The sequence below is a fragment of the Mesorhizobium sp. MC2-1-1 genome (genome assembly GCF_057597255.1).
In genome coordinates this window covers 927575-942645 of record NZ_CP195205.1, presented here as the reverse complement: position 1 = coordinate 942645, position 15071 = coordinate 927575, and the positions used below count along the sequence as shown (strand labels likewise).

At 64.4% G+C, this 15071-nt stretch carries 17 protein-coding genes; 5 read left to right on the top strand and 12 right to left on the bottom strand.

Going from position 1 to position 15071, the window contains the following annotated elements; all coding sequences use genetic code 11:
- Positions 1–40 precede the first annotated feature (40 nt).
- The 6 genes from ACR64R_RS04670 to ACR64R_RS04645 all read right to left on the bottom strand — a co-directional run bounded on the left by ACR64R_RS04670 (position 41) and on the right by ACR64R_RS04645 (position 4525).
- Positions 41–172, bottom strand: a complete 132-nt coding sequence (locus ACR64R_RS04670; protein WP_487360516.1) for a hypothetical protein — start codon at positions 170–172, stop codon at positions 41–43.
- Between the two features lie 160 nt (positions 173–332).
- Positions 333–677, bottom strand: a complete 345-nt coding sequence (locus ACR64R_RS04665) for a hypothetical protein (RefSeq protein ID WP_487360515.1) — start codon at positions 675–677, stop codon at positions 333–335.
- Positions 678–737: 60 nt separating this feature from the next.
- Complete coding sequence (locus tag ACR64R_RS04660; protein ID WP_487360514.1) at positions 738–1193, bottom strand: hypothetical protein; 456 nt, start codon at positions 1191–1193, stop codon at positions 738–740.
- Between the two features lie 232 nt (positions 1194–1425).
- Positions 1426–1632: a hypothetical protein gene (locus tag ACR64R_RS04655; RefSeq protein WP_487360513.1), complete on the bottom strand. Its 207-nt coding sequence runs from the start codon at positions 1630–1632 to the stop codon at positions 1426–1428.
- Positions 1633–2064: 432 nt separating this feature from the next.
- Complete coding sequence (locus ACR64R_RS04650) at positions 2065–3765, bottom strand: ATP-dependent nuclease (RefSeq protein ID WP_487360512.1); 1701 nt, start codon at positions 3763–3765, stop codon at positions 2065–2067.
- Between the two features lie 49 nt (positions 3766–3814).
- Positions 3815–4525 carry an SOS response-associated peptidase gene (locus ACR64R_RS04645; protein ID WP_487360511.1) on the bottom strand — a complete coding sequence of 237 codons (711 nt, stop codon included), beginning with the start codon at positions 4523–4525 and terminating at the stop codon, positions 3815–3817.
- 272 nt (positions 4526–4797) lie between these two features.
- Between ACR64R_RS04645 and ACR64R_RS04640 the strand changes: the two genes are divergently transcribed.
- On the top strand, positions 4798–5148 hold the full coding sequence (locus ACR64R_RS04640) for a hypothetical protein (RefSeq protein ID WP_487360510.1): 351 nt from the start codon (positions 4798–4800) through the stop codon (positions 5146–5148).
- 139 nt (positions 5149–5287) lie between these two features.
- Positions 5288–6754 carry an HWE histidine kinase domain-containing protein gene (locus tag ACR64R_RS04635; RefSeq protein WP_487360509.1) on the top strand — a complete coding sequence of 489 codons (1467 nt, stop codon included), beginning with the start codon at positions 5288–5290 and terminating at the stop codon, positions 6752–6754.
- A 286-nt stretch (positions 6755–7040) separates the two neighbouring features.
- Here the strand turns inward: ACR64R_RS04635 and ACR64R_RS04630 are convergent, their stop codons facing one another.
- The 5 genes from ACR64R_RS04630 to ACR64R_RS04610 all read right to left on the bottom strand — a co-directional run bounded on the left by ACR64R_RS04630 (position 7041) and on the right by ACR64R_RS04610 (position 10364).
- A complete protein-coding gene (locus tag ACR64R_RS04630) occupies positions 7041–7577 on the bottom strand; it encodes a cytochrome b (RefSeq protein ID WP_487360508.1) in 537 nt (178 codons plus the stop codon).
- Between the two features lie 134 nt (positions 7578–7711).
- Positions 7712–8272 (bottom strand): cytochrome b/b6 domain-containing protein, encoded by a 561-nt coding sequence (locus ACR64R_RS04625; protein WP_487360507.1) that lies wholly within the window; start codon positions 8270–8272, stop codon positions 7712–7714.
- 7 nt (positions 8273–8279) lie between these two features.
- Positions 8280–8555, bottom strand: coding sequence for a PepSY domain-containing protein (locus ACR64R_RS04620; RefSeq protein ID WP_487360506.1), 276 nt, complete (start codon positions 8553–8555; stop codon positions 8280–8282).
- Between the two features lie 204 nt (positions 8556–8759).
- Positions 8760–9731: an ornithine cyclodeaminase family protein gene (locus tag ACR64R_RS04615; RefSeq protein ID WP_487360505.1), complete on the bottom strand. Its 972-nt coding sequence runs from the start codon at positions 9729–9731 to the stop codon at positions 8760–8762.
- A gap of 210 nt (positions 9732–9941) precedes the next feature.
- Positions 9942–10364 carry a DOPA 4,5-dioxygenase family protein gene (locus ACR64R_RS04610; RefSeq protein WP_487360504.1) on the bottom strand — a complete coding sequence of 141 codons (423 nt, stop codon included), beginning with the start codon at positions 10362–10364 and terminating at the stop codon, positions 9942–9944.
- Between the two features lie 470 nt (positions 10365–10834).
- On the opposite strand from ACR64R_RS04610, the gene ACR64R_RS04605 reads away from it, so the two are divergent.
- From ACR64R_RS04605 to ACR64R_RS04595, 3 genes are all read left to right on the top strand, one after another.
- The gene (locus ACR64R_RS04605) at positions 10835–11356 is read left to right on the top strand and encodes a hypothetical protein (protein WP_487360503.1); all 522 of its coding nucleotides are present in this window, start codon (positions 10835–10837) and stop codon (positions 11354–11356) included.
- Positions 11357–11467: 111 nt separating this feature from the next.
- On the top strand, positions 11468–12301 hold the full coding sequence (locus tag ACR64R_RS04600; protein ID WP_487360502.1) for an SPFH domain-containing protein: 834 nt from the start codon (positions 11468–11470) through the stop codon (positions 12299–12301).
- The gene (locus ACR64R_RS04595) at positions 12298–12834 is read left to right on the top strand and encodes a hypothetical protein (protein WP_487360501.1); all 537 of its coding nucleotides are present in this window, start codon (positions 12298–12300) and stop codon (positions 12832–12834) included. The genes ACR64R_RS04600 and ACR64R_RS04595 overlap by 4 nt, the downstream gene beginning before the upstream one ends.
- 86 nt (positions 12835–12920) lie before the next feature.
- On the opposite strand, the gene ACR64R_RS04590 is transcribed toward ACR64R_RS04595, so the two are convergent.
- On the bottom strand, positions 12921–15032 hold the full coding sequence (locus ACR64R_RS04590; RefSeq protein WP_487360500.1) for an ABC transporter ATP-binding protein/permease: 2112 nt from the start codon (positions 15030–15032) through the stop codon (positions 12921–12923).
- Positions 15033–15071 lie beyond the last annotated feature (39 nt).

Genomic DNA, 15071 nt, shown 5'->3' with positions numbered 1-15071 from the left:
TGCCTTCCCTTCCGGGTCGGGCCGCGGGCGGGCCGACGAATTATCTGTCTGGCCGATCTTGGCGCACCAGGTTGTGGAGAAACAGCCCCGCCATCAGGGACATGACGGCGCCGACCATATCGTGGCTGGTCAGCCCGCAATAATACACAAAGGCAAATGTCAGCTCGGCCATGGTTCCACTCGGCTGGGCAATCCCTCCGAAAGAACCATCAGGCCGGGCTAATGTTCCTGACGGCTGGTGCTATCGTGGGAACACACGGGCGCCATCGATTTGTTGCTGCAGCAGGAAGGACCAGAGGCAAAGGCTAATGCTATCGTAGAAGAGCCCTGCCCTAGCTTTGTCGACCAGCCTGATCCCGGAGAAAATGAGCCTCACGAAGGAGGGAATCCCAGTCGGTTCCGATCGTTTCGATCAGCGCGCCGGCCTGTTCCTGGGTGATGCCGGCTTCTCTCGCCAAGCGACCGGCAAGCAAATCGAGGGCGGCCTGGCCGCTCTCGCCCAGACCGCGATTGCCATGCTGCAGCGCCTCGAAGATCACCTCGTAGATGCTATCGACTTCCTCGTCGATCTCGCTGGCCGCGATCCCTTCCCGCCCGGCCGCTTTCATAATCTCGGTGGCAAGGTCGGCCACCGCGAGGGGGTCGTCCGTCATCACGTTCGGCAGATGCTGCGCCATCCATCTGTCGAAGAACTCGAGACCGCGCTTGCTCATGTGGCGATAAGCGCGCGAAGAACATTAGGTTCCGCTGATGCGGCCCTCGATCCGACCGAGGTCCCATTCTGCGACGCATTGGTCCATCGCGCGAAACATATGCTCCTCGTTCTCATTAGGTCTGCGCTGACGAGAAATGAGTCCCTTCATCGTCAGGAGTGCCGGATCGCCCGCCATCTGCCCACGGATGGCGGGCATCTGACGAAAATGGCGATCAACCTTTTCCATCGGGCCGGTGATGTTCTCGCGCCCGATGTCGGCATCTGAACGCGGCGCTGGGCAGTAACGGAGGCAAGCATGATTACCACGACCTTGGAAACCAGATTGGCGGGTTTGCAAGCGAGGCTGAGAGCGGCCAACCTCAGCACGGATGACATGCTGGCTTTCCAAAGGGTCGCGGACGTGCTGGACAACGGCCATGGCTGTATTGACGTCGATGACCTGATCGCGCTCTCGTTCGTGGTCTCGGATGAGGCTCAAGGGCCGAGCGGCGCCCGACCCAGCCTGGTCCAGGTCTAGCGCTCACTCAGCGCCGGCGGGAAGGCAAGGCACGAGATCGAAGCCAAGGACATAAGGGAGCTGTTCCGCAAGCTGGCGGAACGGTATCCCGGCATCGAGCCGTGGATCGATCGCGATACACCTTCTTTCCTGGGATTGGACGCTGGATTCTGGCTTATGGCCTCTGGGGGTTATCCCCCACCTTACCGCGAGCTTATCCGAAAGCGGAATTGCCCCGTCCTTCCAATGGTTTCCGCTGCGTTCCCGATAGCGCATCCAACCGCCGTTGAAGGTGCCCGTTGAGCACGATCATTTCCTTGAGCGCCTTCACGGCGTCGCCCTTGTGAAGCGCAATGAACTTGTCGGCGGTGGCTTGAAGCACGGCCTCCTGGCGCCTGTCGAGCCGGACGATCTGGTTCAATCCGTTGACTCCCAATTGTCGATGCTTGCAGTGAACAAAAAGGGAACGAAAATGTCAACGGGCGAATTGACTCCTTGAGGAATACCTTCCTATCGATTGAGCATGCCGGAGCCCAGCAGCCGAACCCGCCGCGTCGTCCAAACGCTAAGCCGTGCCCACGACATCGGGCAGCTAATTCGCGTCCGCTGCATCAATTGCAACATCACTCGCCACTACCTCCCCGGGGATCTCCTCAAGCTCATGGGAGACATTCCGTTCTGGGACGTGGAGCGGCACATGCGGTGCGACCGCTGCAAGCGGCGGGAGTTCGATGTGGACATTCTTTTACCAAGCGCAGTGCAGAGCATGAAGATACGCGTGAGGCGGCTTGCCGGGGTCCGTATGGTGCGCCGGGTGATGTGGAAGGACGATCAATAGCAGTGGGCGCGGACATCACCGACTGGCTGACGGGTCGATCCACTGCGCAATCGTCCGCACAACATCGCTGAACTCCGGATGATCTGTCTGCCACGCCGCCGATTCTAGCTGGCCACTGGTTACATCTGGCGTCGCTTTTCCCTTCGAGACGCCGAGGGTCTTCTCCAAATCTGTGGGCCAGCACACCTGCAAATCAGATTCACTTCGGCAACGGTCAATCGAAGCGCGAGCTGCCTCAGTCTTGGGCTTTACCTTCCCGTCATCCCCGAGGTCTTCGTCAGTGAGAGCACACCAGCGAATGCCGAGTGCTGCCGCCACGGAGGCAAAGGCAGGGATGGCAGTCACGCTGCCACATTGTGTGACGCTGATCGATCGAGCATCAAGATCAAAGCCCAGCTTTTCCAGGGCGAGTCTGACCGCGAACTGGTCGTCCTTGCCCTCACATAACACCGCCGCCGACCCAAAAAGAAAGTCATGTGCACCATTGTCATCCAGCTTTGATTGCAGCTTTGCAGTCTGCTCCAGTCCATCGGTCTGTATGCCTCTGCCGGCAACCGCCCCGCGGCTCCTCACCAGGCGCGTAATCGACTGATCTTGATCAAAAGAAACCAACTCTGGCGAATGGGTGCTATAAACGACAGTCCAACCCTTCCGCGCCAGCGTCCCCATTACCTTCCTGATTTTGCGCCGGAGGTGGGGATGAAGATGCGTCTCGGGCTCTTCGACCAGCAGGACCACCCTCTCTCTGACTAGCTCGGGATACTCCGAAAGGGCCTCTAGCGCGGCAAGGCGTATGACACTTTGCCAGCCATCCCCCATGCTTCGAAGCGGGGTCGTAATGCTGTCAGGGTCTGTGGCCAGTGAGACCGCTAACTGCTGAGCAAGCCACTCATCCAGCGCTTGAGGATCAGGCCTTAAATCGATCTTGGCTTGGGCGCCAACATACCGGCTGAAAACGGTCTCAAGCTTCGGCTTCATATCGTCACGCCAAAACGGGAAGGCCTCCACCGCCTGTCGAAAGAAGTTGTGTGCCGAATGCAATGTCTTGGGCATTGGCCGCTCGACACCATCCGCTGCTTTCATGGTCCAGGTGTCGTTTAGGAAGCGAGAAGCGAGCAGCTTTGATAGCTTCGCTATCGGCCCCGATTTCCAAACGTACAGCGATGCTTCAATGTTCTGGGGCTTGAAAAGCCAAACCTCCGGGGCATGTTCGGATATGTCGTCTAGGCGGGCGTTAAGTAGCCTATATTCAACATTGTGCTCGGCAAACTTAGCCTTGTCATCGGCGGCAAGCGGCGTCCTCGGGGCGACAGTTACAGCTCTTCCCTCGTTGTCGAGCAGTGTGCGAGTGTGGCTCACCTTGCTTCCCTTGGTCGTCTTTCCTTTCACCTGGACGCCGTGGACCAGTGTCGGTTTCCCGATCCCTCGAACAGCAGGGTAACCAAGCTCATTCACAGAATGGAAATGCACCTGAACCGAAAACTCTCGAGATCGGTTTCCAGTATTATCGCAAAAGAAGTCTGTTTCCTCTGGAGACCACTGGTGAAAGCCACCGCCGTTCAAAGCCAAAGCAATGGCGTTGAGGACCGTAGACTTTCCGGCGTTGTTCGCGCCGATAAGAACTGATGGAAATCCGTGATGCAAATCGAGCTCTAGGTGCTCAATTCCACGAAAGCAATCGATGACCACCTTTGACAGTCGATAGTCGATTGGCACAGTGTCCCCCGCAGCCCGGTATTTGGGAAGCTTACACGAACCCGCGCCGTCACAACAACGAAAGCTGCCCTCCCTCCGGAGCCTGCTGCGGAAACTTGATCTGGGTGGCCGGCTTCTCGACGATCACCAGGGCATCGTCGGGGGCTGTGCGCTGCATGTGGCGCGCTTCCGACCACGGGGCCGTGAGCCAGGTCTCCACCTCGTCCCGGGTGGTCAGGATCACCGGCATGGCCTTCTCGTGGATCGGCGCGATGAGGGCGTTGGGCCTGGTCGTCAGGAAGCCGTAAAGCTCGAAGTCTCCCGGGCCGTCCTTCACCCTGCGCACACCTTGCCAGCGCGTCCAGAAGCCGGCGAAGAAGAACAGCGGGCGCTCCTCGCTTCGTGCGAACCAGTAGTTGCGCTGTATGCCCGTCTCCGGGTCCTTGTCGTTCGGCGTCGGGCTCGGCTCGGCGAAACTCGTCACCGGCACCACGCAGCGGTTCTCCACGCCGACATATTGCTGCCAGTGGCCGTATTGCGGGTTGCGGATGTTGGTCGTGCCGTAGTCCGCCTTGCCCTTCACCCGCTCGGCCGGCGTCGGCATGCCCCAAAGCAGCCTGGCAAGCTCGCGCTGGCCGTCGGGAGCATTGCGCACGACGGCGCCGGGCATATTGGGATAGACATCCAGCGAGGGCTCCAGGTTGCCCATGATGTCGCGCATGGCGCGGGTCCACTCGCGGATGGCGTCCTGGCTGGTGGTGATGTTGTAGAGATTGCACATGCGCGCGAGTGTGCATTAACGAAGCGATGTCCGCCAGTGGCGGGCGCCATCCCTTCGCCCCAACGCAGGCTTCGGCCGGCCAAACCGCGCCCCAATTCCCCCTCGCCCCACGGAACCACCCAATTCGTCGCTGTTTGCGGGGGTCTCCAGGCGCTGGGCCTCGGGGAAACGCATCCGCCCGCCTCTCCCGCTTCTTCGCCCCCCACGTGGAACCAACCTGCCCTTGGCGCGTAGTCTCGCCATCGTTCTCATCACAAGAAGGTAAAGTGCTCATGGCCGTTCGCAGGAAATTCAGGAAGCCGGGCGGCCTCGATCTTTGGCTGGCGCCGGCGGTCATCGGCATGCGGATGCCATTGATGGCGCTCGATGCGGTGAGCGGGGCGCCCAACGGCAAGGAGGCGATGATGGCGGTTCACGAAAAAGCGCTCGCTGCGACCGAAGGCCTGCTTGCCGCGCAGGCGGCGACGTTCAGGGCGGCGCTCAGCTTCTGGCCGGAGGTTCTTGCGGGCAAAAGCCCTTCGCTGCTGGACGGCAGGGCGGCAAGCGCCGCCACGGCGGCAGCGGTTAGACCGATAGCGAAGCGCGTCCGGAGCAACTATCATCGGCTGTCGGCAAAGCGCTGACAGGGCGCGCGCCACAGATTCCAGCCCCCACAACGTCCGCTCGAAATTTCCCCCTTAACCCACGGATACATCTTCGGAGTCGCGCGTTAATGCCCCCATGGTGGACGGGCTGGCACAATGGCCTCGGGGCAAGGGTGAAGTGGCGGGGTTGATCCGCGACTATCGCTGGGATTCCAGCCCGCTCGGGCCGCCTGAGGCGTGGACGCCAAGCCTTCGCACCGCCGCCGACCTTATGCTCGCGGCCGAGGCGCAGATCGTGATGTTCTGCGGGCCGGACTTCGTGGCGGTCTACAACGATGCCTATGCGCCGACGATCGGCGACAAGCATCCGCGCGCGCTCGGCCGGCCGGCGCGGGAGAACTGGGCGGAGCTGTGGGACGACCTCGAGCCGCTGCTCAGCGGCGTGCTCACCACCGGCGAGACGTTCTCGGCCAAGGACCGGCCTTTCTACATCGAGCGCTCGGGCGGGGTGGGCGAAACGGTGTATTTCGACATCTCCTATTCGGCGGTGCGGGCGCAGGACGGTTCTGTCGAAGCGGTGCTTTGCATCGTTTCGGAAACCACCGCGCGGGTGCTTGCGGCGGCAAAGCTGCTTGAAAGCGAGCAGCGGTTCCGCGCGCTGGTCAATGCCAGCTCCGACGTCATCTACCGCATGAGCCCGGACTGGCAGGAAATGCATCAGCTGGACGGCCGGGGCTTGATGTCGACGACGGAAGGCCCGGTGGTGTCGTGGCGCGAGGCCTATCTCTTCCCGGAGGACATTCCCGCCGTCGAGGCGGCGATCGACCGGGCTGTCGCGGAGCGCGGCGTGTTCGAGCTGGAGCACCGCGTGCGGCGTGCCGACGGCACCGCCGGCTGGACCTTGTCGCGCGCGATCCCGATTCTCGGCGAGGACGGGGAGATCCGCGAATGGTTCGGCATGGCCGCCGACGTCACGGCAAGGCGCACGAGCGAACAGCACATCCGGCTTCTGATGCGCGAGGTGAACCACCGCGTGAAGAACCAGTATGCGGTGATCCTTTCGATGATCCGCGAGACGGCCAAGCGGGCGACCGATCCGCGCCTGTTCGAAGTCCAGATCCGCGAGCGCATCATGGCGCTGTCGCGCTCGCATGACCTTCTGGTGGTGAACAACTGGCGCGGCGCCGGCATATCGGACCTGGTGCGAGAGCATCTGAGCCCTTTCGCGCGGGATGGGCGCGTGGAGCTGTCGGGGCCGGACCTGACGCTGCACCTCAACGCCGTGCAGAATATCGGCATGGCGCTGCACGAGCTCGGCACCAACGCAACCAAATATGGCGCGCTGTCGGCGGATGGCGGAACAGTGCGGGTCAGCTGGCGGGTGCCGACCGAAGGCGAGGAACGTCGCGATTTCGAGCTGGTCTGGGAAGAGCGCACGGCGCGCAGTGCCGCGCCGCCGCCAGAGGCCGAACCGCGGCTCGGTTTCGGCAGCATCGTGCTGCAGCGCGTCGTGCCCACCAGCCTGTCAGGCAGCGCCTCGCTGGAGCGCCAGCCCGGCTTCGTGCGCTGGACGCTCTCGGCGCCGCTCGCCAATGTCGTCGTCGACGATGCCAGGCTGGACCAACCCGTCCAGGCGCCGGGCTGAGGCGCAAGCCGGGCTGAGGCACAAGCGGCTTCGGCGGCGGCCAGGCATATGCGATGCTGCTTATGCGATCGCGCCATGTCGTGGCAGACGTTCTTTAGCTACCTTGAATATTGCGGCGGATCGCAAATTCGCCGGGCCGGCGCCGGGACGCTGTTCCCACCAGGCAACAGGCGCCGGCCACTGGAAGCTGCCCCTAAGCGTCAAACGTCGGCCGGCTATTCACATCCAGCGCGCCCCTTTCGCGGACGCGCCGGCGCGGCCTCTCATCGTGCCCTGTCGGCGCCGGCTAGTCGCGGCCGCCGGCGAGCTCGTTCGACGCGAGCGGGTTCATCCGCTCCAGCGTTCCGTCCCTCATGACGAACTGGTGCCACATCGCGGCCAGCGCGTGGGCGCCGGCCAGCCACAGGATCAGCGAGCCGCCGGTTCCGTGCAGCTCGGCGATCAGGCCCGGCGCGCCCTGCACGGGCGCGGCGAGCGCCGGCAGGTCAAGCCCCAGGAAGGAGACCGGGATGCCGAGGCGCGAGGCGGCATACCAGCCGCTGAGCGGCAGCGCGATAAGGAACAGATAAAGCACCGTGTGTCCGGCGCGCGCGGCAAGGTCCAGCCAGCGGTTCTGCGTATCCTCGACGTGGGGCGCCCCGCCAAGCCAGCGCGCCAAAAGACGCGGGACGACCAGCAGCAGCACGGCAAGGCCGACGGTGAAGTGCAAATAGGAAGGGTCGGTGCGCGCATGGCGCCCGCCCTCGGAGGTCAGCCAGGCGACGACGACCAGCAGGGCGGTAAGCCAATGGATGGCGATGGTGATCTGTGAATAGCGCCGCATCGGGCATACTCCTTCTTCCCAAGGCTTGCGCGAAAATGCCGGGGCCTTGGGAGCGCCCCGGCATAATCGCGCAAGCGACGATATGTTCCACCGGCGTCCGACCGACGCCAGCGTTTGCCCGGTCGCGGGCGCGTTCAGGCGATGTCGGCCGATTCGGGCTTGCGTTTCTGGCCGGTGATCATCGCGCGAACCAGGTTTTCATTATGGCGAAGGCTTGCCAGCACCACGCCGCCTATGTGGAGGAACACGAGCGCCAGCAGGCCGTGCGCGCCCAGGCTGTGCGCATCCTCCACCCAGGACACGCCGAAATACGCGTCCGTCGTCTGCATCCAGCCGGTCAGCGCCACCGAGACCATCATGGCCATCAGCACCAACACCATCGCGCCGCCCGCCGGGTTGTGGCCGATATAGCGGGCCTCGCTGCCCTTGATGATGGCACCGAGATAGCGCAGCACGGTGGCGGGATCGCGCACGAATTGCGAGAAGCGCGCATAGGGCGTGCCGACGATGCCCCACACCAGCCGCAACGCGACAAGCGAGGCGGCCGCGTATCCGGCCCAGTAGTGGATGTTCTCGGCGCTTTGCGGCGTGAACCAGGCGATGGCGAAGCTCAGCACCAGCGCCCAGTGGAATCCGCGCACGACCAGATCCCAGACGCGCACCACGTCGCGAGACGGGTGCGCGTCCGCCGGCATGGCTCGATCAATTTTCGCCGGCTTCGGCATTGTCGAGCTTCTCGAGGGTCTCGGCGTTGTAGGCGGCGTTGACCTTCTTGCCGGATTTATCGACCGCATAGACCTCGTAGCAGCCCTTTTCGGTCTTGATCTGGCGCACGGTGAGGCCTTCGCCCTTCAACTGCGCCTCCAGTGTCGCCTTGGGCTGGAACTTCGATTTCGCTGCGGTGCTGCAAGTGGCGGCAGCGAACGCCGGTCCGGCGATCACGCCGGCGAGGGCGGCGATAACGAGAGTGCGATACATGGTATCTCCATTCGGTTGGGGAAGTTGTAGTGCGACTGGTGTTTCGACCAACAGGCCATGACGGCGTTGCGCGCGTCATTGGCGCGGCATAGCGAATCCAACCTGACAAACCACTGACAACCGCTCCGCGCGCCCACCCAGGGGCATGGGTCGCCGCTTGCGCAGACGCGCCGGAACCGGAACCCGTCTTGCCCGGCTTTGCCCCTACGCCACAAGCGCTCCCGCCGCCAGCGCGCGCTGATAGGCCAGCGCCGCCACCGCCAGATCGCCCACGGCTATCCCCCGGAAAACGAAGGCCGTGGTCTCGGCCGGGCTCCGCCGGCCCTGAAAATCGCCGCAGACCAGGCCGGTCAGGTCGCCGGCGACCAGCGCCGGGTCGACCATGGGTTTCGGCATCTTCGTTTCCTGCTCCAGATCGTCGACGACGATGCGATCGAAGCGGCGCATCGTTTCGCGCTGCCAGGGCAGAGCGAGGTCGGTGATCGCGGCGAAGCTTCCCGGCTTCAGCCAGTTCGCGTCGAGGAACGGTTCGGGTTCAGGCACCAGGGTCACCGTCGTCACCACCATGTCGGCGCCCTCCACCGCGACCCTCGCCGTGTCGCATGGGATTGCCTTCAGGCCCCGCGCCTGCGCCATTCGGCAAAGCGCGTCGCGGTTGGCCGCGCCGCGACCGAAGGCGCGGATTTCCCGCAACGGGAAAAGATCGGCGAACGCCTCTAGATGGCCCCGCGCCTGCACGCCGCAACCGATGAAGGCGACCGACGAGGAATCGTCCCTGGCCATGCGCCTGGCCGCGGCCGCGCTCAGGCCCGCCGTGCGCCTGGCCGTCACCCAGTTGCCATCGACCAGGGCAAGCGGCAGCCCGGTGCCGGCATCGAGCAGCGTGATCAGCGAATTGATCGTGGCAAGTCCGCGCTCGGCGTTGCGCGGGTTCACCACCAGCGACTTCGTGGCCAGCACCGGCGGGACGGACGCCACGCCGAGGGTCGCCATGATGAACCGGTCGTCGCCCGGCCACACCGCCGCCTTCGGCGCGCACCAGACTTCGCCCCGCCTCTGGCCGATGATCTGGCGCTCGATCTCGTCGACCACGTCCGGCGTGGAGATCGCCAGGCGATCGAGAACCGCCGCCGACAGATAGGGCAGCGTCTCGGCGGTGGGGGATTGATTGTTCATGCTGTCACTTCCCGATGCGGATCAAGGGGCCTGCCCCGCAAGGCAGCGCCCGCATGGCACCCTAACCGCCGAGCGGCCGCAAAGCACCATGAAACGCCTCGTGGAACGAATGAATCCCGGGCCTGGGCGCCGGCCCGACCTGCCGATGCGACGCAAGGCGAGCGGGCATTGGCCATCCGGCCGGCGCGCCTTGCCGAAAGCGCGCCTTCCCTACGCTTCCAGCGTCGGCTCCGTGTTCACTTCCAGCGCCTCCTCCGCCTCGTGATCCTCGGGCAGTATGTCGCCTTTCACCGGCAGCGGACGGCCGATCCAGATCGGGTCGACCAGATGGTCGCGCCTTGGGTTGGTGGTGTTGGGGTGGACGAGGATGCTCAGGCCGCCATGGTTCAGCATCAGCCAGGGAACCAGCGTGGCGAAGATCCCGGGCGCGAAGGAGACCTGGTACATGGCTTGCTCGTGCGGGCCGACCTTCTCGTCATGCCAGTTGCCCAGCCGCACGCGAAACCGCTCGCCGATGCGCCGGCGCAGCCATTCGGCATGCCGCCGCGCGGCCTCTCCGTCATAGTAGATATGGGCGTGATAGCTTGCGATCTCCGAAAGCGGCCTCGGATCAACTGGCTTGACGTCATTCATGGCCATGCTCCCCTTCCCCGGTGGTTCCGGTCCGTCGTGCCCGGCGGAACTCTAGGCGGTTCTTCGTTTCGTCGAAACGGCGAACTGCTCGCGACAATGTGTATGGCGGCTATTTCAGTCTTCGCTTATCAACGATGCAGCATGCCATCCATGGTTCCCGGACAGCCCCGTCCGGAAAAGAAGACGTCTTTGAGAATGAGGCAAGGGATGGAGGGGGATCGGCGACGGAACGGCCTTTGAAACGCCTCAGGCGTGGCCGTTGGCGCCCGGAAACGGGCGGCGAGGCGCGCTGAGGGCGGGCACGTTACGCCATCTTGAGAGCGGGCAATCGACACGGACCATGGAGCGCGGGCCGACTGAGACGGCGACCCGCGACATTGTGAAATCGGGCACAGTCCCGGGCTTCGTTGTCGACTACCGCTTGCCCCACTCCTTCGATTTTGAGGTCGGCGATCTGATCGGGGTTTGGCATGTCGCATCTTCTGTTTGTGCTCGCGCTCGGCTTCGTCGCCTGGCAGTGGTTCGCCAAGGCGCGCGGCGGCGCAAAAGGCGTTCGACCGGAAGGCGGCCGGCGCGCCGCGCTGAAGACCGCGCCTTCCGACGACGCTGATGATGACACCGCAAGCGACGCGGTCGCCGATGTCGCCAAGGCGGTTTCGAACTTGCTCGGCGAAAAGGGTTTCCTGGGCGAGAAAGGCCTGCTTGGCGAAGCCCTGCTTGGCGAAACCGGTCGGGAGCTCCTCGGGCAGGCCGTCAGCCGCGCCTTGCAGGAGTCCGGCGTCGCCGCCGAGATCGAGCGCCGCGCGGCCGAGGTCGTAAAGCCGATCCGGCAGGCAGCCAGGGCGACGGCGAAGAAGACGGCGCCGCAAGCATCCACGAAGCAACGGACGAAATACCTGCTCGACGGCGATGGCGGCTTCCGGCAGCGCACGGATCGCACCGCGCGGCTCGAACAATCCTTCAGGGGCAAGGGCCTCTGCTCGCCGCGTTAGCGCGGCTCCGACACTGAATCGCATATCCGCTCCAACTCTTTGTTCTGCATCGTAAATCCACAGCACCGGGCACGCGCGGGCGTGCCCTCAACCAAACGAGGGAGAGTTCAAATGGCAATCACCAGGCAGGTCATCACGTCATTGCAGCGCGACGGCACGGATGCGCTGGGCACCCGGACCGTGGCGATGAAGATCGTCGACGAGAGCATCGTATCGGGCTCGCTGCTCACCGTCGAAAGCAACCATTTCTGCATCCTGAAGTCGCGCGGCGCGGTGCTCAACGTCTACGAGACCGGGCAATACGCGCTGCAGACGCCGGACAAGCCGCTGGTCGGCTCGGTCGTGCAAGGGTTCTTCGGCGGCTCGTCGCCCTGGGTCTACGAGGTCATCTACATCAACCGCTCGAAGCTCCTGGTGCGCAACGAGGGCGTCGCGACCAGCGCCGAGATGGCGGAGATGGCTTACGTGGTGGACTACTACATCCACATCGACAGCAAGGAAGAGGCGCTCGACCTCATTACCCACATGCCCTTCGCGGGTGCGGTGATCGACACCAAGGAGATCGCCGACTATGCCGGGCCGGCGATCGAGCAGGCGATCAACCAGATCATCCAGGTCACCAAGATGGAGAACATCAACGAGCGCATCAGCGACGTGCGCGAGGCGGTGAAGGCGCATCTCACCGATTTCCTCAAGGTCTACGGCATCATGCTCAACGACCTCAAGGTGCTGATCATGCCGCGCGACGAGCGCATGCGCGAGCTGATCTCGCTGCAGGCGATCGGCCTCAGCCCCATCGAGGCGGTGCGCTATTACCTGGCGCTGCGCATGGCGGACAAGGGCCTGGTGTCGGCGCCTAACGCGGCCGCCGGCGTGCCGTTCCAGATCGGCGGCCAGCCCACCGGCTTCTACCCGCTGGGCGATGAAGTGGGCGCCACCAGATGAGCGGCTTCTACGAGGCCGGGCCGCTCGCCAAGGTCGGGATCAACCTCTTCTATGGCTACGGCTACAATTTCTACCGTCAGGAGAACCAGCTCCGGGCGGACGACCAGCGGGTGCGCCAGATGGCGTGCTCGCTGCTCGGCCGCGCGCGGGCGGGCCTCGATCAGGCCGAGAGCCGCTACCGGCGCGAGAACATCGCGCCGCCCAGCCGCGCCAACCCCTTCCCCGATCCGGCCGTCGTCGCCAACGCCCAGGCGCTGGAGGGGCTGGGGCGCGAGGTTGGCGGGCTCGAAGGGCTGATCCGCCACCAGCCGGTGCCGGAAAACGACCGCATGACGCAGCGCTACCGGCTGGAGGCGGCGACGCTCGCCGCGCTGGCCGAGAAGGACGCGGTGCTGGTCGGCCAGGCGGAGCTCTTGCGTTCGATGGTCGAGGGCGCGGCCGCCGACGCCATCCTGGCCAGCAAAGGCGAAATCGAGACCGGCATCGCCGCCATCAAGGCGACATTGCACGACCGGCAGATGTTCCTGCTGTGAGTTGTCGAACCGGCGACTACAGGGCCAAGGCCTTGTGGTCGCTCCTCATGCTCACAAGCGGCTCGCGTAGCCCGGACGGGAAACCGTCACGCGCTGTTTACGGAATTGCTCGAGCGGCTCTTATTGCGCGATCCCCACAAGGCGCGCCTGAGCAGGCTGCGCTTGCGCGGAATGAGGTCGATGTCGCTGACCAGCCTGGCGCCGCCCTTTCGCCGCTCCAGCGTGATCTTGCGGCTGTGATAGGCTTCGAGCTCGGCCCGATGCGCGACGCTGATGATGGTGACCTTCGGCAGCTCGGCTATCACCGTCTCCATCATCCTGTCCTGGCTCTTCTCGTCCAGCGCGGCCGTGGCCTCGTCCAGCACGACGATATCGGGCCGGTGCAGCAAGAGGCGCGCGAAGGCCAGGCGCTGCCTTTCTCCGCCAGAGAGCGTCTGGTCCCATGGCGCGTCTTCCTCGATCCTGTCCTTGAGGTGGCCGAGACCAACCTTGTCGAGGGCTTGCTTGATTTCCTCGGGCGACCAGTTGTCGGCGGCGCCGGGGTAAGCGACCGCGCGCCGCAGGGTCCCGGTCGGAACATAGGGACGCTGCGGCAGCATGAACAGGCGCTTGTCGGGGTGGAAATCGACGCTGCCGCCGCCCCAGGGCCATAGCCCTGCAATGGCGCGCACCAGGGTCGACTTGCCCGAGCCGGATTCCCCCGAGACCAACACGCGCTCTCCGGGTTCGATCGCCACCTCGGTCTCCTTGACCACGGCGGTGCCGTCGTCGAGCGAGACGGACAGATTGTTCAGGCTCAGCATGGCGTCGCCCTTGGTCTCGCCATGGCCGATGCGCCCGAGCGCGTCGCTTTGCTCGGCGCGCTCCAGCCCATCGAGCGACATCATCAGCGAGGCGACGCGGCGCGCCGAGGCATTCCAGTCGGCGAGGCGCGGATAATTGTCGACCAGCCAGCCGAAGGCACCCTGCACTATGGCGAAGGCGGAGGCTGCCTGCATCACCTGGCCGAGCGTCATGGAGCCGTCGAGAAATTTCGGTGCGCACAGCAGCACCGGCACCACCGGCGCGAACAGGCTGGAGCCCTGCGAGACGAGCGTGGTGCGCATGTGCTGGCCAGTCAGCCGCGCCCAGCGGCCAAGCACGCCGGCAAACGTCCTGTCGATGCCGCTGCGCTCCTCCTCCTCGCCGCCAAGCAGGGCTATGCTCTCGCCGTTCTCGCGCACACGCGTCAGCGTGTAGCGGAATTCCGCCTCCACCTGGTTCTTTTCTTCGGAGAGCTGCACGAAATTGCGGCCGATGACGACCATCGAAGTCGAGGTGATGCCGGCATAGATCACCGCGGTGATGACCAGGAAGCCGGGAATCGTGATGGTCGATCCGCCAAGCGGCAGGGTCAGCGCGCCGCCGATGGTCCACAAGACCACGATGAAGGTGGACGCCGACAGGAAGGCGTTTAGGACGCCAGAGAGGAAATCGACCGGCGATTCCGTGGCGATGCGCAGATCCTCCGTCAGTCGCGCCTCGGGGTTCTGGTGGTCGCCGCTGACCAGGTTGAGCTGGTAGTAGCGGCCATTGGCGAGCCAGCGCGCGATCATTGCCGTCGTCAGCCAGGAGCGCCAACGGCGCTGGATCGTCATGCGCAGATAGACCTGCGTGACCACGATGCTGCCGCTCGCCAGCACCAGCGGCACGAAAACGGCGCTGAGGAAATATACGGTGTGGGCATTGCGCTGCTCTATGGCGTCGAAGATCGAGCGGTTCCAGACGTTGATGCCGTACTGAAAGGCGACATTGATGCAGATCAGCAGCAAAAGGCCGATGGTGAAGGGCCAGGCGAGCTTGTCGCCGCGCAGGCTCCAGTAGCCGCGGGCGCTGATCCAGAAACGCCGGAACAGGTATTTCTTGCGCGCCTGAGCCGCCTCCTCGGGCGTCAGTTCCGGGCTGGGCTCGACCTCTTCGGGCGGCGGCGGCACATCCTCGCCCACGGATTCCGGCGCCGCTTCGATGACTTCTTCTATCTGCGGGGACGGCTGCGCCTGCTTGAGCTTTTCGGCCGCAGACTCCGCTGCCTTTGACTTTGGCCGACGCGGCCTCTTACGCAGCGTCTTTGACGGTTGCGCAGGCTTGCGGCGCTGTTCGGCTGCGCCCTGCGACTTGACCATGGCGGCAGCGCTCGATCTGGCTTTGGTTTTCGGCATCGCCGCCACAACGGCTCCCAATTCAAAAAGTTGCATTGG